Source organism: Niveispirillum fermenti (assembly GCF_048066175.1).
Lineage (GTDB): Bacteria > Pseudomonadota > Alphaproteobacteria > Azospirillales > Azospirillaceae > Niveispirillum > Niveispirillum fermenti.
On sequence record NZ_JBLTXA010000007.1, the window covers coordinates 101,304 to 121,685 of the forward strand.

Sequence of the window (20,382 nt, forward strand, 5' to 3'; positions counted from 1 at the left end):
GCCGGGTGCCACGGCACCGCGCCTCTTCCACACACCCGACCACCGCAGCCGCCATGAAAGGCTGCAAGGAGAAAGAATGTCCGATATTCAACGCTTTGAAACCAGCGCCCGTGTCAGTCGCGTCGTGATCTGCAACAATATGGTCTTCCTGTGCGGACAGACGGCGGACGACCGCCAGCTTGATATAAGGGGGCAGACCAAGCAGGCCCTGGCGAAGGTCGACAGGCTGCTGGCCGCGGCCGGCACAGACAGAAGCCGCGTGTTGGCGGTCCAGATATGGCTGAAGGATATCGGCCGGGACTTCGCCGGCATGAACGAGGTCTGGGATGCCTGGACCGTGCCCGGCGCGGCGCCGGCACGGGCCACCGCACAATGCGACATGGGCGCACCCGATGTCCTCGTGGAATTCATCGTGACGGCGTCAGTAGCACCGGTGAACGGCAACTGAAACGCGACAATCCCGGCGGCCAGCCGCCGCCGGGACCTGTGCGATGCCATCCGCAGGTTCCGCTGCGCACCACGTGGCGCGCAGCGGAACTGGATTACATCTTGAAGCGGAAGCCCATGCGGAAGGACCGACCCAGCACATCATAAAGCACCGGATTGACGCTGAGCGGTGCCGTGCCGACGCCGGGGCCATAGGCCATCTGCGCCGGGTCCTTGTTCAGCACATTGTCCACCGACAGGAAGCCATCCACCTGATCGGAAAGGCTGATCGTGATGCTGGTGTCGAAATAGATGGCACCGGGCAGATGATTGTCGTTGATCGTCATATTGGCCGTCGTGGAGGCAGGACAGCCCGAGGTACACTGGATATAGGACGTGTTGTAGACACCGGAACTGAAGCCGCGGGCCGTGAACAGGACCGACACGGGATCACGGCTCCACCCCAGGGAGGCCTGATACCGCCAGCGGGGCAACGAATTCTTCAAGGTGCCGTTGGTGCCATTGGTCCCGACCGTGTCCGTCGGCGGCGTGATCCCGTCATCGGAATAGTTCTTCAGATAGCGGGTGGCCATCAGCCTGATGGCCAGGTCGCCATCCAGGAAGGGCTGGCGGTAGCCGGCCTCGAAATCGATGCCGCGGGCGATCTGCTTGGCGAGGTTCACGGGCTGCACCAGGACGGAGGAGATCACGCCGGCCACATCCCGGTCGATCTGGGAACAGAACGCACCATTGCCCTGGAAACACTGGTTCACGACCGTCGCGGCATTGACGGTGGAAATCGCGTCCTTGATGTCGATGTCGTAATAATCCGCCGATGCCGTGAAGCCGGGAAGGAAACGCGGCCGCAGGATCACGCCGACACCCAGGCTGTCCGCCACCTCCGGATCCAGGGAAAGATTGCCCCGCGTCACCTGGAAGGCCGTGGTCGATGCGTTGTTGCGGAACGGATCGTTGAAAGAGGTCGTGGAGGTCTGACTGGCCTGGAACAGTTCCGCCAGGTTGGCCGCCCGGATATCACGCGACCGCGTCGTGCGGAAGGAGATATCGTCGACCGGCGAATAGGTGAGCCCCAGTTTCCAGGTCGTGACATAGCCGGACGTGCTGTAGTGGGTTGCCCGTACCGCCCCGTTGAAATCCAGGCTGCGGGCCCAGGGCTGGTCCGCGGCCAGCGGCACCACGGTTTCCAGGAACCCTTCGGTCACATTGTAGGAACCGAAGCTGGCGGAATAATTGCCGGCGAAGAACGAGCGGGTCGATGACAGGGGGTCATTGCTGCCCGATACGGCTTCGCGCCGGTGTTCCAGGCCGCCCGCCACCGACACCGGCCCGGCCCAGCTAGAGAAGGGCCGGCCCCGCAACGTGCCGGCAAACACATCCTCTTTCAGCTTGGTGCGGCCCCAGGAGGTGCCCAGCACATAATCCAGCGCGGCCTCGCTGACCACGCCGGTGCCGAAGATGTTGTAGGGCACACAGCCATTGCCGGGATTGCTCAGGGTGGAGCGGCAGACGATGGCCCCATTCGCATTGCGCACCGCGTCGATGGCGGCCCGGTAATTCGCGGTGATGCTGATATCGGCCGCCGTGTAGGCGTGGTTCACGCTTTTCTGGCCATAGACATCCCAATCCCAGTCGGATCCGAAAGCCTCGAAATTGCCGCTGGCCCCGGCGACACCCCGCCAGGAAGACCGCCGGGACAGGGCGGGGATGGGTCCCATGTCCTGGTTGAAGGTGCCCAACGTGAAGGGGGCCGTGACCTGATCGGCGATGCTGGCCGGGATGAAGGCATTGTCGGGCTGAATGGTGATGTTCGCGAAATTGAACTGGTTCAGCGTCCGCTGGAACGATTTGGCCCTGCTATAGGACCCCTGCACGAAAACCTGCACATTGTCCGTCACGTCATAGCTGGACCGGATGAACAGGTTCTGTCGCGACAGCCGGGGATCGAGATCGCCGGACCTGGCAAAATCGGCATATTCCCAATCGCCACCCTGCATGAAGGGTGCGCTGATGACCGGTCCATAATTGAACTGGGCAGGAACGCCGCCAGGTCCGAAATAGGTGCCACGCAGCGGCCCCGACGTGATGATGCCGCCGGGCGTCGCCGTCGCGAAGCCGGTATTGGGGCTGACCAGCAACTGCGGCTGGCCATTGGTCGGCGTATAGGCCGGATTGAACATCAGCTTGCTGCCGTCGTACCAATCGCGCGGCACGCCAGAGATACCCTTGTTATAGGCATGTTCCGCGCTGACCAGGATATGGCCACGGCCATCGGCGAAACCCGTGCCCCCGGCCAGGGACAGGTTGTAGTTGCGGCCATCGCCATAGGTGGTGGTGCCGCCCTGTACCTGGCCCTTCAACCCGGTGAAATCCTTGTCGAGCAGGAAATTGACGACCCCGGCCACGGCATCGGAACCCCAGCCGGCCGAGGCCCCGCCGGTGACCACGTCCACCCGCTTGACCAGCGCCTGGGGAAACTGGTTCACATCCACCAGACCGGTCAGTGTCGACGGCCCCACCCGCTGCCCGTCCAGCAGGACCAGGGTGCGGCTGGCACCCAGGCTGCGCAGATTGAGCGCATTGATGCCAACCAGCCCCGCACTGACGAAGCCGACATTGGCGCGCGGCGTGTTGTTGGGCGCCATCGACGGCAATTCGTTCACGAAATCGGCAAGGTTGGCCGGCGCCTTCGCCGCGATCTCCTCGATGCCGATCACCGATGTCGGCGTCGGTGCCTCGTATCCGTCGCGCTGGATACGGGTGGCGGTTACCATGATCTCCTCAAGCACGGCCTCGCCGCGCGCCGCGCCGTCCGGCGGGGAGGACGCGCCCTGCGCAACGGCCCCCCCGCATGACCACAAGGCGACAAGCCCCGCCGTGCCCGCACTGCAAAGCAGTCCGGCACGGGAATTGAACCGACGGTTTCCCCTTTTGGCTTTGGCCACATGAGCCTCCCATTTTTATGTATGCGGTGCCTTATCGTGTGAAGCCATGCCTATTTCTGTCAAAGTCGAAAAACCATGTAGGTTATTCTTACAGGTTATGGATTTTCTTCAACAGCCGGGCCGCCAGAGGCATGGGTATGTCGGTCAGTCCGGCCGCATCCTGGCGAACGCGCCAACCCGGCGGATCGACCGGCGAACGCGATATCGCCGGTCCCGATGGTCGCCGCATACCCCATAACCCAGAGGAATAGCATATGTGATTTATCGAGTTGGACAGACATGGCGTGCGGTGCCTAGGGTCGCTTCATGCGAGAGGGACTTCCATGAACGCCGACATCATTGTCATCGGGGCTGGCCTTGTCGGCTCGGCCATTGCCTACGGGCTGGCAAATCACGGGTTGAAACCCCTGGTGCTGGACGGAGGGGACCGGGATATCCGGGCCTCCAGCGCGAATTTCGGGCTCGTCTGGTCGCATGGCAAGGGCATGGACATGCCCGCCTATCAGCAATTGACCCGTGATTCCGTGGGTCTATGGTCTGACTTCAGCGGCGAGCTCGGCGCGCTGACGGCCATCGACCTGCAATATGAACGCAAGGGCGGCCTGGCCCTCTGCCTGGGCGAAGCGGCCTATGAGCAGCGGCGGACGGAGCTGTTGCGTCTGCACAACCAATATGCCGGCCCTGCCGATTGGGAGATGCTGGACCGCAGGGCCCTGACGGCACTGATGCCGGATGCCGGGCTGGGTCCGGATGTGATCGGCGCCAGTTTCGGACGGCTGGACGGGCAGGCGAACCCGCTCCGCCTGCTGACGGCGCTGCATGCCGGTATCCTGCGCAAGGGGGGGCGTCTGCTGGGGCGCAGCGCCGTGCAGACCATCGGAACCGATCGCAGCGGTTGCTTCCAGGTCGCGTTCACGGGCGGGACAGCGTCGGCCGCCCGTATCGTGATCGCCGCCGGCCTTGCCAGCAAGGCGCTGGCCGCACAGGTCGGGATGGACATTCCGATCCGGCCGCAGCGCGGGCAGATACTGGTCACCGAACGGTTGGCCCCCTTCCTGCCATTGCCAACCATCGGCCTGCGCCAGACGCGGGATGGCACGGTCATGATCGGCGCCACCCATGAGGAGGCCGGCCTCGACACCGCCGCCACAAGCACCGCCGCCGCCGCCCTCAGCGCGGAGGCCGTTCGCACCGTTCCCGCCCTGGGCAATGTGCGGCTGGTCCGGCAATGGGCGGGGCTGCGTATCCTGACCCCCGACAGCTATCCCATCTATGCGGAGTCCGGGACACATCCCGGGGCTTTCGTGGCCCTTTGCCATTCCGGCGTGACCCTTGCGGCAGTGCATGCGGTGCAGGTCGCCGCCGCCATCGCCGCAGGCCGTCTGTCATCCTCCTTTGACGTTTTCCACCAGAGGCGCTTCGATGTTCAGGAAGTTGCATGAGCCGGACCCCGGCGGGCCGGTGATCGACATCGACGGTGTCGCCGTCACCGTCGAACCGGGTGAGACGATTGCCGCCGTGCTGCTGCGACAGGATCAACCCTGGTCGCGCCAGACACCCGTTTCCCAAAGCCCGCGCGCCCCCTACTGCATGATGGGCGTCTGTTTTGAATGCCTGGCGGAGGTCGACGGGACCCGTTCGGTCCAGACCTGCATGAAGCCGGTTCAGGACGGAATGCGCGTCATGCGCCAGATCGGCCGACCGAGGATTTGTGGATGAGCCGCCAGGACCTTCTCATCGTGGGTGCCGGCCCGGCCGGCATGGTCGCGGCCATCGTCGCCCGCCGGCACGGATTGAGCGTGACGGTCATCGACGATCAGCCCGCCCCCGGCGGACAGATATGGCGTTCGGTCGAACAGACCGCCCGGCGGGATGCCATCCTGGGCCCGACCTTCACCGAAGGACGGCCCATTGCCGCGCAGTTCCGGGCCAGCGGAGCCACCTATCGGGCGGCGACCCAGCTTTGGCAGATCGAACGGGGCTATCGCGCCTTTGTCAGCCATGCCGGACAGGCGGAAGTGATCGAGGCCGATACCGTCATCCTGGCCACAGGTGCCCAGGAAAGACCCGTCCCCTTTCCCGGCTGGACGCTTCCCGGCGTGCTGACCGTCGGTGCCGCCCAGATATTGCTGAAGAATGCGGGCCAGGTCCCGGCAGGCCCGCTCCGGATTGCCGGCAGCGGCCCCTTGCCCCTGCTCTATGCGGTGCAGCTTCTGCAGGCCGGCGGCCGGATCGCCTCCTATCTGGACACCACCCCGCCCGGCCGGTGGCGCGCAGCCCTTCGACACCTGCCGGGTGCCCTGCACACGCCCGCCGCCCTGATCAAGGGTCTTAGCTGGATGGCGGCGCTGCGCCGGGCCGGCGTGCCCGTCGTCAGGGGTGCCACCGGGATCGAAGCCATAGGCCGCACCCGGGTGGAGGCGGTGCGTTACCGGACAAGGGGCGGCACCATCGTGACCGCACCGGCAGACACGATACTGGTCCATGAAGGGGTCGTTCCGAACATCCATCTGCCACTGTCACTGGACTGCCTGATGGCGTGGAACGAGGCGCAGGATTGCTTTGCCCCCGTGCTGGATGAGTGGGGGGAGAGTTCGCAGGCCGGGCTTTTCATCGCCGGTGACGGGGCCGGCATCGCGGGGGCAAAGGCCGCCTGTCTGCGCGGCGAACTGGCCGCCCTGCGGGTCGCCGTCAAGGCCGGCCGGCTGGCAACGGCCGATGCGGCAGCGGCGGCACATCGCCCGCGCCGGCAGCTTGATCGCGAACGCGCCGTGCGCCCGCTTCTCGACAGTCTTTTCCGGCCGCGCCCTGAAATCTTTGCGCCATCTGATGACACCATCATATGCCGGTGCGAGGAAGTCACCGCGGGGGAGGTCAGGGCGCTGTGCGGCATGGGCATGCCCGGACCCAACCAGATCAAGGCCGCCACCCGCACCGGTATGGGACCCTGCCAGGGCCGTCAATGCGGCTATACGCTGACCCGGCTGCTGGCGGCCGCACAGGGGCGCCCGCCAGGGGAGGTCGGCTTCCTTCACGTCCGTCCCCCCTTGAAGCCCGTGACCCTTGGCGAACTGGCTTTGCTGGATCGCCCGCCCCCACCCTGATCCCCAGGGGCAGGGGGTGGGTTTACGCAGAAAACTCAAGCCGTTGGGACGGAAATATTCCATGAAGGCGCGCCACAAGGTTCTCTCGATCCTGTTCGTCACCTGGATCATCTCCGGGATCGACCGGATGGCCATCTCCGTCGCGATCCCCTATATCGCCGCGGATTACCAGCTCACCCCGATGCAAAGCGGCATTCTGATGAGCGCCTTCTTTGCCGGATATTCCCTTTCGCAAATCCCCGGCGGCATGCTGGCGGACAGGTTCGGCGTGCGCAAGGTCGCCACGCTGGCCATGCTGTGGTGGTCCGCCTTCACCGCCATTACCGGCGTCGCCGCCAATTTCATGCAGATGCTGGTCGTGCGGTTCCTGTTCGGTCTTGGCGAAGGGGTTTATCCGGCTTGCGCCTTCAAGACCATCGCCACCTGGTTTCCCCGGCAGGAACGGGCCACGGCGAACGCGATCATGCTGGCGTCCAACCCCCTTGGTGTGGCCATCAGCCCGCTGATCGTCGTGGCCATCATGTCGGTATGGGGCTGGAAGGCCGTCTTCTTTCTGCTTTTCATTCCCGGCGTGCTGTTCGCCGCGGTCTTCTGGAAGCTGGTCGCCGACAGGCCATCGGAAGCCAGGAACATCACGGCGGCGGAATTGACGGAGATCGGCCAGGAAGAGTTGCCCGGTCCGGGCGAAAGAAAGGCCGGCATCCTGGAGGCGGTAAAAGAGCCGAATATTATCCGGTACTTCCTTATCCTGTTCAGCTTCAACATCACATTCTGGGGGTTCACCACCTGGATGCCGACCTATCTGGTACAAAGCCGGGGGTTTTCGATGATGCAGATGGGTATCGTGGTATCGCTGCCGTTCTTTGCCGGAACGGTGGGCAGCGTCCTCGGCGGCTGGATCTCTGACAGATATTTCAGCAACCGGCGGCGGCTGGCCATTGTGGCAACCCAGATACCATCCGCTTTCTTCCTTTACATGACCTTCACGGCGAGTTCGCCGCAGATGCTGATCATATCGCAGACGCTTGCCGGATTTTTCCTGGCTTCCTTCTTCACGGCCTTCTGGGCGTTGCCCATGAACACCGTCCCGAAGAAGCTGATGGGGGTGACGAGCGGCTTCATCAACATGGCAGGTCAGATTGCGGCCTTCATTTCTCCGCTGATGCTCGGGTTTCTGGTTGAAGCGATGGGTGGGGATTTCAACATGACCTTCCTGCTTCTGATCGTCTCACTGCTGATCTCGGCCATGATCGCGCTGACCCTCCCCGGCGGGCCGCGGCCCCGGTCGGCCAGTCAGGCGGATGGATAATACCAATTCCCGATGAGCTGGACTCATCGGGAATTGGTTCGGCGGCGACGGCCGCGTGCAGCCCAGGCCGCAGATGCGGCGCCAGCGTTCCAGGAACCGAAAGGAAGACCCCGTATCTCCGGTCAACGGAAATAAGGGGTCTGAAGATGATGCAAGCATCAAAGCGCAGTGATGATGCTTTTCGTTTCCATGAAGGCGGACAGCCCCTCGGCACCGCCTTCGCGGCCCCAGCCCGATTGCTTGAAGCCACCGAACGGCAGGGCCGGGGCGACGATCATGCCGCTATTGACGGTGATCGTGCCCGCCTTGACCTGCCGGGCCAGCCGGTAGGCGGCGGCGACATCCCGGCTCCAGATATTGGCTGACAGGCCGTACACCGTTTCGTTGGCCAGCCGGGCCAGATCAGCCGGATCGTCATAGGGCGTGACCACCAGCACCGGCCCGAAAATCTCCTCCCGCGAAACCGTCGCCCTGGCATCCGGGTCGAGCAGGATGGTCGGCGCGACGAAATAGCCCCGGTCGCCGGCGGCATGCCCGCCGGTGATGACACCCACCCCCTCCCGTCGGGCACCCTCGATATAGGACAGCACGCGGTGTTGCTGCGCCGCAGACACGAGCGGCCCCAGCGTGGTCGCCGGATGCATGCCGGGGCCGATCCGCAAGGCAAGGGCCTGCTGTACCAGCCCATCCATCACCCGATCCACCACCGTGCGGGCCACCAGCAGGCGGGAACCCGCCGCGCACATCTGTCCGGCATTGCGGAAAATGCCGCCGGCAACACTGGGGATGGCGCGGTCCAGATCGGCATCCTCCATCAGGATGGTCGGCGACTTGCCCCCCAGTTCCAGTGTCAGGCGCTTCAGATTGCCCTGCGCTGCGGTCAGCAGGGTCTTCCCCACAGGCGTGGAACCGGTGAAGGAGATTTTGTCGACATCGTCATGGGCCGCGAGGGCGGCGCCCGCGACACTCCCCAGGCCGGACACGATATTCACCACGCCCGGCGGCACGCCCGCCTCCAACAGCACTTCCCCCAGCCGCAGCAGGGTCAGCGATGTCTGCTCCGCCGGTTTCACCACCATCGTACATCCGGCGGCCAGGGCCGGTGCAATCTTCACCACCGCCTGAACCAGGGGGAAGTTCCAGGGCGTGATGATGGCCACCACGCCGACGGGCTCACGCAGCGTCATGGCCATGAAGGTGCCGGGCAGGTCGACGGTCGGCGTTTCGCCCGTGATCTTGGTACACCAGCCCGACCAGTAGCGGAACGCGCCGATAGCCAGTTGAAGATCCGCCGCACGCGCCGCACTGACAGGCTTGCCATTGTCCAGCGTTTCAAGCTCGGCAAATTCCTGGGCGCGTGCTTCCAGCAGGTCGGCAACCCGCCAAAGAACCTGGGCACGCCGGCCGGCCGTCAGTCCCGTCCAGGCACCGGTATCGAACGCGCGGCGGGCGGCGGCCACAGCCATATCCACATCAGCCGCCGTGCCTGCGGGGATGGTGGCAAAAGGCTGTTCATCGGCAGGGTTGATGGCCTCCATCCGCGCGCCACCGGATGCCTCGCGCCACGTCTCCCCGATCAGCATCCGGAACGGGCGGCCAAGCGAGACACGTGTCGCATCGGCAATGTCCGTCATCATCCGGCCTTCTCCCTCGAACATTTCCAAGAATAATTGGTATGACAGGCCACCGGCGGTGCGGCTGGCATACGGATTTTCTAAGGGAAGCGGAGGCGCAATCCGCAATTCCTTCTTGGACGGCGATATTCCAGCGAAGCATGGCGCCGACCGGCAGGCGCGCAACATTCCCCAAAGGAATAAAGGGCCAGCAAATTGAATTTTACAATCACCCGGCCGCCCTCTTTCCTCTCAGGAACAAATGGATGAACAAGCAGCCCGCCGGCATCAGCCGAAGGGCGGTGGCATCGCGGACAGCAGACCGCGATGCCTGAAGGGAGGAAGAAAATGAAGCGTAACCATGCAGGCCGGTCCGTGCTGTTGATGGCGACGGCGTTGAACACCGTCCTGTGGCCGTCCATCGCCCTGGCCCAGGCTGCGCCCGCACCGGCCGCCGCCGACGGACAGAACAGCGCCATCGTGCTGGAAGAGATCATCGTCACCGCGCAGAAGCGCGAGCAGTCATTGAATGACGTGCCCATGTCGATCACCGCCATCACCGGCGACGACCTGATCGCCCGCGGCATAACCGATGTGGAAGACCTGGCCAAGGTGACACCGGGCCTCAGCTTTACCGAAAGCGGCTCCGGCACCCCGGTCTTCACGCTGCGCGGCGTCGGCTTCTTCGACACCACCCTGGGCGCCAAGCCCAGCGTCGCCGTCTATACCGACGAAGTGCCCCTGCCCTTCTCCATCATGGCGCAAGGCGCCGCGTTGGATCTGGCGCGCGTGGAAGTGCTGAAGGGGCCGCAGGGCACATTGTTCGGCCAGAACGCCACGGGTGGCGCCCTGAACTATGTCGCGGCCAAGCCGACACGCGATTTCGCCGCCGGGATGACCGCCAGCATCGCCCGCTTCAACAGCTTTGAAACGTCGGGCTATGTCAGCGGCCCGCTGGTGGGCGATGTCGTGGCCGCCCGCCTGTCGGCCCGTGCGGTGCGCAGCGGCGACTGGCAGGAAAGCTATACCCGTGACGACAGCCTGGGCGCCAAGCGCTTCTATCAGGGTCGCCTGCTGCTGGATGTGACGCCGTCCGACGATCTGAAATTCACGATCAATATCAACGGCTTCAAGGACAAGTCGGACACTCAGGCCGCACAGTTGATCGCGCGGGTCTATTCCGCCCCGGCCGCCACCGGCAACATCCCCAATGTTGTCGGCTACCCCGTCGCGCCGGACAATAACCGCGCCGCCGACTGGGACCCGGACCAGTCGCTGAAGCGGGATAACGGCTTCTATCAGGCATCGTTGCGCGGTGACCTGGATATCACCGATAATTTGCAGCTCACCTCCATCACCGCCTATTCCGACATGGAAGTGGACCAGTTGGTCGATCAGGACGGTACGGACCAGCGCGCGTCCCTGACCAATGTCCGCGGCAGCCTGTCGGCCTTTTCGCAAGAACTGCGCCTGACGGGGGTGGTGGGACCGGCGGTCATCGTGGCCGGTGCCAGCTATGCCAGGGAAAGGTCGAACGAGAACAGCCTGTACCAGTTCCCGTATACAACCAGTTCCTTTACCACCATCCCCGGCATGCGCACGCTGAGTTCCGGGTTGCGGGGCAAACAGGATTTCGACAACAGGGCCTTGTTCGGCAATGTCGACATCGATCTGACCGATGAGATCACGGCCCATGGCGGCGTGCGTTATACCAAGGTCGATCTGGATTACCGGTCCTGTGCTGTCAGCGGTGATGCGACATCGGCCGCCACATACAGCACGCTGGTCAATGTCGTGCGCGGCCGCGTCGGCCTGGCACCCATCGCACCCTTGCAGGCCAACCAGTGCGTCACGCTGGACGCCACGGCCACACCGGGCGAGGTCGTCCAGTCGCTGAACGAGGATAATGTCTCCTGGCGCCTGGGCCTGGACTGGAAGCCGCTGCCGCGGACCCTGTTCTATGTGAATGCCAGCAAGGGTTACAAGTCGGGCAGCGCCCCCACCCTGCCGGCCATCGAGGCCTCGACCCTGTCGCCCGTCACGCAAGAGTCCGTCATGGCCTATGAGGTCGGCTTCAAGGCGACCGTCATTCGCGGCGCCCTGGACGCCAATGGCGCCCTGTTCCATTACGATTACGATGACAAGCAGTTGCTGGCCCGCCGGCCCACGGTGCTGGGCAACCTGCCGGGCCTGGTGAATGTGCCGAAATCGCGGATCCAGGGGGCCGAAATCCAGGTCAATGCCTATCCGGCCGAAGACATTCGGATCAGCCTGGGCGGCACCTGGCTGGACAGCAAGGTGACGGGCAGCTTCATCAACTCCACCATCCTGGGCGCCACGGCGGACTTCAAGGGTGATGCCTTCCCTTATACGCCCAAATATCAGCTTGTCGGGGATGCCGAGTATCGCACGCCGGTGAGCGACAGGCTGGATGGCATCCTGGGTCTGAACGCCACCTATCGCAGCGCCACCAATGCCGGTTTCGGCGGCGACCAGCGTCTGCAGATCGACGCCTACACGCTGGTGGATGCGCGGTTCGGCATCGCCGCCAATGACGACCAGTGGGCGGCGAGCCTGTTCGTCCATAATGTGTTCGATGAATATTACTGGAATAACGTCGCCCGTCTGTCCGACGTGGTGCGCCGTTACACGGGCATGCCACGCACCTACGGCATCCAGCTCAGCGTCAAATATTGACAGAAACCGTGCCGGGGGGCGTCAACCCTCCGGCCTGCTTGGAGGCGGCATGGAAGCCTATATCTACGACGCGATCCGCAGCCCCCGCGGACGCGGCAAGCCCGACGGCGCCCTGCATGAGGTGACGCCGGTGGCGCTGGCCGCCCAGGTGCTGGCCGCCATTCCCGACCGCAACGGCATCGACAGCGCACAGATCGGGGATGTGATTCTGGGCTGTGTCACGCCGGTGGGTGAACAAGGTGCTGACATCGCCCGCGTCGCGGCACTGATGGCCGGTTACCATCAGGATGTGCCGGGCGTGCAGGTGAACCGGTTTTGCGGGTCCGGCCTGGAAGCGGTGAATATCGCGGCGGCCAAGGTCATGTCCGGTGAGGTGGCGTTGGCCATCGGCGGTGGCGTGGAAAGCATGAGCCGCGTGCCCATGATGTCCGATGGCGGCGCCCTGGCCAGCGATCCGGCCGTCGCCTACCAGACCTATTTCGTGCCGCAGGGGATCGGCGCCGACCTTCTGGCCACGCTGCACGGTTTTACGCGAACCGCCTGCGATGCCTTTGCCGTGGAAAGCCAGCGCCGCGCCAAACGCGCCTGGGACGAAGGGCGGTTCGACCGGTCGATCCTGCCGATCCGCGATGTCATCGGGCAGGTCCTGCTGGACCGTGACGAACATATGCGGCCCGATGCCGACCTGCAGGCACTGGGCACCTTGAAGCCGGCCTTCGAGGATATGGGCCGGAAAATGCCCGGCTTCGACGCCACGGCCCTGCTGCGCTATCCCACGGTGGAACGGATCGAGCATGTCCATCATGCCGGCAACAGTTCCGGCATCGTCGATGGGGCGGCCGCCGTGCTGGTCGGATCGCCAGAGGCGGGACAGCGGCTGGGCCTGCGGCCGCGCGCCCGTATCCGGGCCATGGGGTCCATCGGGTCGGAACCGACCATCATGCTGACCGGGCCGGAACGCATCGCCCGAAAACTGCTGGACCGGACCGGCCTGTCCGTCGCCGATATCGACCTGTGGGAGATCAACGAGGCGTTTGCCAGCGTCGTGCTGCGCACCATCCAGGCGCTGGACCTTGATCCCGACCGGGTGAATGTCAATGGCGGCGCCATTGCCATGGGCCATCCGCTGGGCGCGACCGGCGCCATGATCCTGGGCACCGCCCTGGATGAGTTGGAACGCAGCGGCCGGCAGACCGCCCTGGTCTGCCTGTGCGTCGCTGCCGGCATGGGCACCGGCGCCATCATCGAGCGCGTCTGATATTCCGTCACGGAGCTTTGAGAATGACCCCATCCATCCGTTACGACATCGACGCCGACGGCATCGCCACCCTGACCATCGATGTGCCGGGCCAGTCGATGAATGTCATTGGCGCGGCGTTCCTCAGCGACTTTGCCTCACTGCTTGACCGGATCAGCGATGACGACAGCGTGAAGGGCATCGTCATCGCATCGGGCAAGCAAAGCGGCTTCATGGCGGGCATGGACCTGAAAGCCATGGAGGCGTTGTTGGCCGGTGGCGACGATATGGGCGGCCTGTTCGAGCGGGTGTTCGACCTGAACCGCCTGCTGCGCCGGCTGGAAACCTGCGGAAAGCCTGTTGCCTGCGCCATCGAAGGGGCGTGCCTGGGCGGCGGGTTCGAACTGGCGCTGGCCTGCCATTACCGTGTTGCCGGCGATGATCCCAGGACACAACTGGGCCTGCCGGAATGTCTGCTGGGCCTGATCCCCGGCGGCGGCGGAACACAGCGCATGCCGCGCCTGACCGGCGTGCAGACGGCCCTGACCCATATGCTGCAGGGCAAGCTGTTCCGCCTGGCGGACGGGCTGGTGCTGAAGCTGCTGGATGCGGTGGTGCCGGCGGGCACGGCGCTGGCTGCCGCACGGGCCTGGGTCGCGGCCAATCCCGACGCGCATCGTCAGCCCTGGGACCGCAAGGGCTTCAAGGTGCCGGGCGGCGCGGGTGCCATGAACCCCGCCTTCGTGCAGAATTTCATCGGCGCGGTACCGATGATGGTGAAACAGACCCAGCATAATATCCACGGGCCCGCCGCCCTGCTGTCCGCCGTCTATGAAGGGCTGCAACTGCCCATGGACCGGGCCATCCGGGTGGAATCCAAATATTTCGCCAAAGTTCTGGCCGATCCCCAGGCCCGGTCCATGGTGCGCACCCTGTTCGTGAACAAGCAGGCGGCCGAACGCGGCGCCCGGCGGCCGGCCACAGTCGCACCCGCCCCCACGGCCAGGCTGGCCATGCTGGGTGCCGGCATGATGGGGGTGGGCATCGCCAGTGTGGCGGCCCAGGCGGGGATGGAGGTCGTGCTGCTGGACCGCGACATGGCGGCGGCAGAGAAAGGCAAGGCGCATGCGCAGGCCGAACTGGCTGCACGTGTCGCCAAGGGCAGCCTGAATGAGGAAAAGGCGGCACAGATCCTGGCCCGCATCATTCCCGCCACGGATTTTGCCGCCCTGGCCGGATCGGATTTCGTGATCGAGGCGGTGTTCGAAGATCCCGGCATCAAGGCCGAGGTGACGCGCAAGGTGGAGGCGGTACTGGGCCCCGATACGATCTTCGGCTCCAACACCTCCACCCTGCCCATCGGCACGCTGGCCGGCGCCTGGTCGAAGCCGGAGAATTTTATCGGCATCCATTTCTTCTCACCCGTGGAGCGCATGCCCCTGGTGGAGGTAATCCTGGGACCGAAGACCGGCGACCGGGCGCTGGCCAAGGCGCTGGACTTCATCGCCCAGATCCGCAAGACGCCCATCGTCGTCAATGACAGCCGGGGCTTCTACACATCGCGCTGCTTTGCGACATATGTCGGCGAAGGCACGGCGATGCTGGCAGAGGGCATCAATCCGGCCCTGATCGAGAATATGGGCCGGCAGCTTGGCATGCCCGTGGGGCCGCTGGCCGTGTCGGACGAGGTGTCCATCGAGCTGGGCCTGAAGGTCATGCAGGCGACCCGTGACGCCCTGGGCCCGGCCTATCGGCCCAGTGCGGCCGACCATGTGCTGGAAAAGATGGTCATCCAACTGGACCGGCGCGGCCGCAAGAATGGCCGGGGCTATTACGACTATCCGGCCGATGGCGGTTCCAAGCGCCTGTGGCCCGGTCTGACGCAGCATTTCCATCCCGCCGCCGACCAGCCATCGGCAGAGGATGTGCGCGAGCGGCTGCTGTACCGGCAACTGATCGAATGCGCGCGCTGCCTGGAGGAAGGGGTGCTGTCGGCGCCGGAGGATGGTGATATCGGTGCCATTTTCGGCTGGGGCTTCGCCGCCCACACGGGCGGACCGTTCAGCCATATGGACAATCTGGGGATCGGGACGGTGGTGCGAAAGCTGGACCGGCTGGCCAGCCTGCACGGCAACCGTTTCACGCCGACGGCGCAGTTGCGGGAGATGGCGGCCAGCGGGCGGCGCTTTTACCCCGTATCCGCGTTAAGCGCATAAAGCACTTACCCCTGTGTTTCCTTCACCGCGCGGATGAAGGCGCGCACGATGGGCTTTGGGTCCCAGCGCTTGCGGACCGCACAGCACATGGTGGAAGGCGGCAGCAGGTTCATATCTTCCAGCGCCACAAAATCCGCCCGGAAAGCGGGGGTGCCGGCAAAGAACTCCGTGGTGACGCCGATGGCGTTCGTCTGGGCCACGATCTGCCGGACCAGAGGGAAATAATCCACGACATGCACCCGCTTGTGCCATTCGATATTGGCATCCTCGTAAATCTTGCGGACAGCCACGCCATAAGGGCGGCCGTCGGACGGGCTGACAAAGTCGAATTCCGCCAGGTCGGTGGCCGTGATCGACGGCCGTTCCAGCAATGGGTGCCCCTTGCGCACAAAATTGATGGAACGGACGGCCCGGATGGTTTCGCGATGAATATCCGGCCAGTCGGCATAGGCAGCATCGAAGCCCAGCGCGACATCGACGGTGCCGGCGCGCAGCAATTGCACCGTCCGCTCGAAGGTCGATCCGCTGACATCGACCTTGATGCCGGGATGGCGTTTCAGCAGCAGGGCGAGCGGCGCCAGCAGACGCCATTCCAGCGAGGCAGGTCCCACCCCGATGCGCAGCGTGCCGGCATAGTCCCGGTCCTGTTCGGCAGGCCGGCGCAGCAATTCGCGCGTGTCATCCACCAGCCGGGCCGCACGATCGATGAAGTCGCGCCCTTCCGCCGTCAGGAACGATCCGCGCGGCGTGCGGTGGAAGATCGAATAGCCGATCTGTTTTTCCAGGCTGGCCACACTTTTGGTGATCGCGGACTGGGTGACCCCCACCGCTTCGGCGGCGGCCGTGATGGAACCGGTGCGGGCGACGGCGACGACGTAGTTCAGCCGGAGATCCATGGCGGGTCATTCCATCAAGGCATGTTGATGACTACAAATGAATTTGACGCTTATGTCGGTTCGATCCAGGCTGCAAGCAGAAAATGGGAAGGAAGCTCGCCATGAACGCGATGAGCATGCTGACGGGAAAGACCATCGTGGTCACCGGCGCCGGCCGGGGGATCGGTGCCGCCATTGCCCGGCTTTGCGCCCAGGAAGGGGCCAGGGTGCTGGTCAATGATCTGGGTGTTTCGCCCGATGGGGATGGCACCGATGCGCGCCCCGCCGACCAGGTGGTGGCGCAGATCCGGGCCGCCGGAGGCACTGCCATGGCCAACCATGCCAGCGTCGCCGATCCGGATGGGGCAGCCTCAATTATTTCGGACGCGGTCGGGCATTTCGGGCGTATCGACGCCGTCATCAACAATGCCGGCTTCCTGCGCGACAGCATCTTTCACAAGATGAGCCTGGCCGACTGGAACGATGTGCTGAACGTGCATCTGACCGGCTGCTTCCTGGTCTCCCGCGCGGCGGCGCCGCACTTCCGGGAACAAGGCTCGGGCGCCTTCGTGCATTTCACCTCCACCACCGGCCTGATCGGCAATGTGGGGCAGGCGAATTACGGGGCGGCCAAGGCGGGCATTGTCGGCCTGTCCACCGCCATCGCGCTGGATATGCAGCGTTTCGGCGTGCGCTCCAACTGTGTGGCGCCGACGGCCTGGACACGGCTGGTCGACAGTGTGCCGCTGGACAGCGTCAACCGCGACAAGGCGGAAAAGCTGAAATCCCTGACGCCGGAGAAGATCGCACCGCTGGCGGCCTATCTATGCGCCGATGATGCGGCCGACATTACCGGCCAGATTTTCGGCGTGCGCGGGGATGAGGTTTTCCTCTATTCCCGGCCGACCATCCTGCGCACCATGCATAATGCCACCGGCTGGACCCCGCAAAGCTGCGCCGACACGTTGATGCCGGCCCTGCGGTCCAGCATACAGCCGCTGCGCAGCGCCTCCGAGATCATCAATTGGGACCCGCTGTGATGGGAGCCGGCATGACCAAGGTCGGCATCAGCGCCGCCGGCGCCTATGTACCAATGCTGCGCCTGCAACGCCGGACCATCGCCGCCGCCACCGCCTGGTACAATCCCGCCCTGGCCAGCCTGGGCAAGGGTGAACGGTCCATGGCCAATTGGGATGAGGATGCGGTCACCATGGCGGTGGAGGCGGCACGCGACTGCCTGACCGGGCGCGACCGGCAGGAAATAGGGCGCCTGTTCCTGGCTGCCACCACCCTGCCCTTCGCCGACCGGCAGAATGCCGGGATCGTGAAGGAGGCACTGACCCTGCCCGATGCGGTCGGGTCGATGGATGTCGGCGGGTCGCAGCGGGCGGGCACGACCGCCCTGCTGTCGGCACTGGACGCGGCACGCGCGGCCGACGCCTCCGTGCTCTGCCTTGCCGCCGACAAAAGACCGGCGCGGCCGGCATCCACGGATGAATTCCTCAATGGCGACGGGGCGGCCGCCCTGCTGGCCGGGACGCGGGACCTGATCGCGGAACTGATCGGCCATTACAGTGTGACCGTCGATTTCGTCGATCATTATCGCGCCAGCGACCGTGACCATGATTACGCCTGGGAAGGGCGCTGGGTCCGGGACGAGGGCTATCTGCGCCTGCTGACGGGGGCCATCCGCGATGGGCTGGACCGCAACGGCGTCAGTGCCACGGATATCGATCACCTGATCCTGGCCCTGCCCGCACCGGGGGTCGATGCTCAGGTCGCCAAGGCTGTCGGTATTCCGGCTGAACGGGTAGTGGACGGGATGCATGGCGATCTGGGCTATACCGGTGCGGCCCACCCGCTTCTGCTGCTGGCCCGGCTGCTGGCCACTGTTAAGCCCGGCAAGTGCATTGCCCTGGCTGCCTTCGGACAGGGCGTCGATCTGCTGCTGTTCCGCACCACCGGCCTTGCGGGTCACGGTGCGACCGGTCTGGGCGTCGATGGCTGGCTGGCCCGGCGGCGGCCGGAGGAAAATTATCTGAAGCACCTGCATTTCCGGGGCGAGGTTACGCTTGAGGCCGGCATGCGCGCCGAACTGGACCTCAAGACCTCGCATGCCGCCCTTTACCGCGACCGGAAAACCGTCCTGGGATTGGTTGGCGGGAAATGCCGGGTGACCGGGACGGTGCAATATCCGAAAAGCGCCGTCTCCGTCGCCCGCAATGCCCGGATGGTGGACACGCAGGATGATCATCCGCTGGCCGACCGGCCGGCGCGGCTGGTCACTGTCACCGCCGACCATCTGGCCTTCTCCCCCGACCCGCCCAGCCATTACGGCATGATCGATTTCGACGGCGGCGGCCGGATGATCGCCGACATCGTCGATGTGGGCGATATGGTGCCGCAGCCGGGTGCGCGCATGCGCATGATGTTCCGGATCAAGCGCATCGATGCCCGTGGCTTCACACAATATTTCTGGAAAGCCGCCCCGGATGCAGGGGCTCCCGAGGTTGCCTGACTTGCGGGGCTCTCAGGTTCGCCGGGATGACGGTAAAGACTTCATTCATGATCAGGAAAATCCTGGTTGGAGGAACTTAAATGGCCAGCGGGATCAAGGACAAGGTCGCCATCCTGGGCATGGGATGCGCGAAATTCGGGGAACGGTGGGACACTGACGGCCCGAGCCTGATGGTGGAGGCGTTCGAGGAAGCCATCGCCGATGCGGGCATCGACCCGTCGCAACTGGAGGCTGGCTGGTTCGGCCATGCCGGCAATGCCGTGGGGCCGGGCGCCATTCCGCTGGCCCTGGCGCTGCGCCTGCACAACATCCCCATGACACGGGTGGAAAATGCCTGCGCAACGGGCACGGAGGCACTGCGCGGGGCCGCCTATGCCGTGGCCAGCGGTGCCTGCGACATCGCCTTCGCGCTGGGCATGGAAAAGCTGAAGGATGCCGGCTATAGCGGGCTTCCCGCCGCGTCGCGCGGGCCGTTCTATGACGCCACCAACGCCAACCTGACGGCACCCGGCGCCTTTGCGCAACTGGCCTCTGGCTACGCCGCGCGCCACAAGGTGGCGGCGGACGATCTGAAGCGCGCCATGGCCCATATCTCGGTCAAGAGCCACGCCAACGCCACGAAGAACCCCAAGGCCCATCTGCGCAAGTCCATCACGGCCGAACAGGTGATCAAGGCCCCCATCGTGGCCGCCCCCCTGGGCCTGTTCGATTGCTGCGGCGTGTCCGACGGCGCGGCCTGCGCCATCGTCACAAGGCCGGAGATCGCGCGCGCGCTGGGCAAGACGGACATCGTCACCATCAAGTCGCTGCAACTGGCCGCCACCGGTGGTTGGGAGGCGCAGGGCAGCGGCTGGGACAGCAGTTATGTGCCCACCACCCGCGCCGCCGCCGCCCGCGCCTACAAGGAAGCCGGCATCAATGATCCGCGCGCGGAACTGAGCCTGACGGAAGTGCATGATTGCTTCTCCATCACCGAACTGGTGACCATGGAGGATCTGGGCCTCAGCGATGATGGCAATGCCTGGCGCGATGTGCTGGACGGGCGGTTCGATGCCGATGGCGCCCTGCCCTGCCAGATCGATGGCGGCCTGAAATGTTTCGGCCATCCCATCGGCGCCACCGGTATCCGCATGGTCTATGAGAATTATCTCCAGCTTCTGGGCCGGGCCGGTGCCCGCCAGCGACAGCAGCCGGTGGTGAACGCGCTGGCCCATAATCTGGGCGGCGCGCCGTTCCACGGCATCTGCTCCATCTCCATCGTCGGGCTGCTGTAATACCAGATCCCGGTGAGTTGCACTCACCGGGATCTGGTACGGCGGCGACCGCCGCCGCGCCGCACATGCGGCGTAGCCAAGCTCACGGATGTGGGCGCCGGCGATTGAGGCCGGTGATCGGTTGCGATCACCGGGACTTGGTATAAGGCA

The 20,382-nt window shown here is 65.0% G+C and carries 14 protein-coding genes; 11 read left to right on the plus strand and 3 right to left on the minus strand.

Going from position 1 to position 20,382, the window contains the following annotated elements; all coding sequences use genetic code 11:
• Positions 1–76: 76 nt before the first annotated feature.
• A complete protein-coding gene (locus ACM9LZ_RS09460; RefSeq protein ID WP_416619145.1) occupies positions 77–448 on the plus strand; it encodes a RidA family protein in 372 nt (123 codons plus the stop codon).
• A 94-nt stretch (positions 449–542) separates the two neighbouring features.
• Here ACM9LZ_RS09460 and ACM9LZ_RS09465 read toward each other — a convergent pair whose 3' ends face one another.
• The gene (locus ACM9LZ_RS09465; RefSeq protein ID WP_416619146.1) at positions 543–3,218 is read right to left on the minus strand and encodes a TonB-dependent receptor plug domain-containing protein; all 2,676 of its coding nucleotides are present in this window, start codon (positions 3,216–3,218) and stop codon (positions 543–545) included.
• Positions 3,219–3,712: 494 nt separating this feature from the next.
• On the opposite strand from ACM9LZ_RS09465, the gene ACM9LZ_RS09470 reads away from it, so the two are divergent.
• The 4 genes from ACM9LZ_RS09470 (at position 3,713) to ACM9LZ_RS09485 (ending at position 7,802) form a co-directional block, all read left to right on the plus strand.
• On the plus strand, positions 3,713–4,831 hold the full coding sequence (locus ACM9LZ_RS09470) for an NAD(P)/FAD-dependent oxidoreductase (RefSeq protein WP_416619147.1): 1,119 nt from the start codon (positions 3,713–3,715) through the stop codon (positions 4,829–4,831).
• 19 nt (positions 4,832–4,850) lie between these two features.
• Positions 4,851–5,108 carry a (2Fe-2S)-binding protein gene (locus tag ACM9LZ_RS09475; RefSeq protein ID WP_416619148.1) on the plus strand — a complete coding sequence of 86 codons (258 nt, stop codon included), beginning with the start codon at positions 4,851–4,853 and terminating at the stop codon, positions 5,106–5,108.
• On the plus strand, positions 5,105–6,493 hold the full coding sequence (locus tag ACM9LZ_RS09480; protein WP_416619149.1) for an FAD-dependent oxidoreductase: 1,389 nt from the start codon (positions 5,105–5,107) through the stop codon (positions 6,491–6,493). The genes ACM9LZ_RS09475 and ACM9LZ_RS09480 overlap by 4 nt, the downstream gene beginning before the upstream one ends.
• 61 nt (positions 6,494–6,554) lie before the next feature.
• Complete coding sequence (locus ACM9LZ_RS09485) at positions 6,555–7,802, plus strand: MFS transporter (RefSeq protein WP_416619150.1); 1,248 nt, start codon at positions 6,555–6,557, stop codon at positions 7,800–7,802.
• Between the two features lie 158 nt (positions 7,803–7,960).
• Here ACM9LZ_RS09485 and ACM9LZ_RS09490 read toward each other — a convergent pair whose 3' ends face one another.
• Positions 7,961–9,439, minus strand: a complete 1,479-nt coding sequence (locus tag ACM9LZ_RS09490) for an aldehyde dehydrogenase family protein (protein WP_416619151.1) — start codon at positions 9,437–9,439, stop codon at positions 7,961–7,963.
• 324 nt (positions 9,440–9,763) lie between these two features.
• Between ACM9LZ_RS09490 and ACM9LZ_RS09495 the strand changes: the two genes are divergently transcribed.
• From ACM9LZ_RS09495 to ACM9LZ_RS09505, 3 genes are read left to right on the plus strand one after another with little or no spacing between them, the layout of a single operon-like run.
• Complete coding sequence (locus ACM9LZ_RS09495; RefSeq protein WP_416619152.1) at positions 9,764–12,112, plus strand: TonB-dependent receptor; 2,349 nt, start codon at positions 9,764–9,766, stop codon at positions 12,110–12,112.
• 49 nt (positions 12,113–12,161) lie between these two features.
• Entirely contained in the window at positions 12,162–13,370 is a 1,209-nt protein-coding gene (locus ACM9LZ_RS09500; protein ID WP_416619153.1) for an acetyl-CoA C-acetyltransferase, read from the plus strand.
• Between the two features lie 23 nt (positions 13,371–13,393).
• Positions 13,394–15,565, plus strand: a complete 2,172-nt coding sequence (locus tag ACM9LZ_RS09505; RefSeq protein ID WP_416619154.1) for a 3-hydroxyacyl-CoA dehydrogenase NAD-binding domain-containing protein — start codon at positions 13,394–13,396, stop codon at positions 15,563–15,565.
• Between the two features lie 5 nt (positions 15,566–15,570).
• Here the strand turns inward: ACM9LZ_RS09505 and ACM9LZ_RS09510 are convergent, their stop codons facing one another.
• Positions 15,571–16,461, minus strand: coding sequence for a LysR family transcriptional regulator (locus tag ACM9LZ_RS09510; RefSeq protein ID WP_416619155.1), 891 nt, complete (start codon positions 16,459–16,461; stop codon positions 15,571–15,573).
• Positions 16,462–16,562: 101 nt separating this feature from the next.
• Here ACM9LZ_RS09510 and ACM9LZ_RS09515 point away from each other — a divergent pair, with 101 nt between their 5' ends.
• The 3 genes from ACM9LZ_RS09515 to ACM9LZ_RS09525 all read left to right on the plus strand — a co-directional run bounded on the left by ACM9LZ_RS09515 (position 16,563) and on the right by ACM9LZ_RS09525 (position 20,232).
• Entirely contained in the window at positions 16,563–17,480 is a 918-nt protein-coding gene (locus ACM9LZ_RS09515) for an SDR family NAD(P)-dependent oxidoreductase (RefSeq protein WP_416619156.1), read from the plus strand.
• 11 nt (positions 17,481–17,491) lie between these two features.
• Positions 17,492–18,958, plus strand: coding sequence for a 3-oxoacyl-[acyl-carrier-protein] synthase III C-terminal domain-containing protein (locus tag ACM9LZ_RS09520; protein ID WP_416619157.1), 1,467 nt, complete (start codon positions 17,492–17,494; stop codon positions 18,956–18,958).
• 80 nt (positions 18,959–19,038) lie between these two features.
• Positions 19,039–20,232, plus strand: a complete 1,194-nt coding sequence (locus tag ACM9LZ_RS09525) for an acetyl-CoA acetyltransferase (protein WP_416619158.1) — start codon at positions 19,039–19,041, stop codon at positions 20,230–20,232.
• Positions 20,233–20,382: the final 150 nt, after the last annotated feature.

What these genes read in the sequence shown, in the direction of transcription:
- ACM9LZ_RS09460 (WP_416619145.1), top strand. Translation starts at nt 77, where the DNA reads ATGTCCGATATTCAACGCTTTGAAACCAGCGCCCGTGTCAGTCGCGTC.
- ACM9LZ_RS09465 (WP_416619146.1), bottom strand. Translation starts at nt 3,218, where the DNA reads ATGGTAACCGCCACCCGTATCCAGCGCGACGGATACGAGGCACCGACG.
- ACM9LZ_RS09470 (WP_416619147.1), top strand. Translation starts at nt 3,713, where the DNA reads ATGAACGCCGACATCATTGTCATCGGGGCTGGCCTTGTCGGCTCGGCC.
- ACM9LZ_RS09480 (WP_416619149.1), top strand. Translation starts at nt 5,105, where the DNA reads ATGAGCCGCCAGGACCTTCTCATCGTGGGTGCCGGCCCGGCCGGCATG.
- ACM9LZ_RS09485 (WP_416619150.1), top strand. Translation starts at nt 6,555, where the DNA reads ATGAAGGCGCGCCACAAGGTTCTCTCGATCCTGTTCGTCACCTGGATC.
- ACM9LZ_RS09490 (WP_416619151.1), bottom strand. Translation starts at nt 9,439, where the DNA reads ATGATGACGGACATTGCCGATGCGACACGTGTCTCGCTTGGCCGCCCG.
- ACM9LZ_RS09495 (WP_416619152.1), top strand. Translation starts at nt 9,764, where the DNA reads ATGAAGCGTAACCATGCAGGCCGGTCCGTGCTGTTGATGGCGACGGCG.
- ACM9LZ_RS09500 (WP_416619153.1), top strand. Translation starts at nt 12,162, where the DNA reads ATGGAAGCCTATATCTACGACGCGATCCGCAGCCCCCGCGGACGCGGC.
- ACM9LZ_RS09505 (WP_416619154.1), top strand. Translation starts at nt 13,394, where the DNA reads ATGACCCCATCCATCCGTTACGACATCGACGCCGACGGCATCGCCACC.
- ACM9LZ_RS09510 (WP_416619155.1), bottom strand. Translation starts at nt 16,461, where the DNA reads ATGGATCTCCGGCTGAACTACGTCGTCGCCGTCGCCCGCACCGGTTCC.
- ACM9LZ_RS09515 (WP_416619156.1), top strand. Translation starts at nt 16,563, where the DNA reads ATGAACGCGATGAGCATGCTGACGGGAAAGACCATCGTGGTCACCGGC.
- ACM9LZ_RS09520 (WP_416619157.1), top strand. Translation starts at nt 17,492, where the DNA reads ATGACCAAGGTCGGCATCAGCGCCGCCGGCGCCTATGTACCAATGCTG.
- ACM9LZ_RS09525 (WP_416619158.1), top strand. Translation starts at nt 19,039, where the DNA reads ATGGCCAGCGGGATCAAGGACAAGGTCGCCATCCTGGGCATGGGATGC.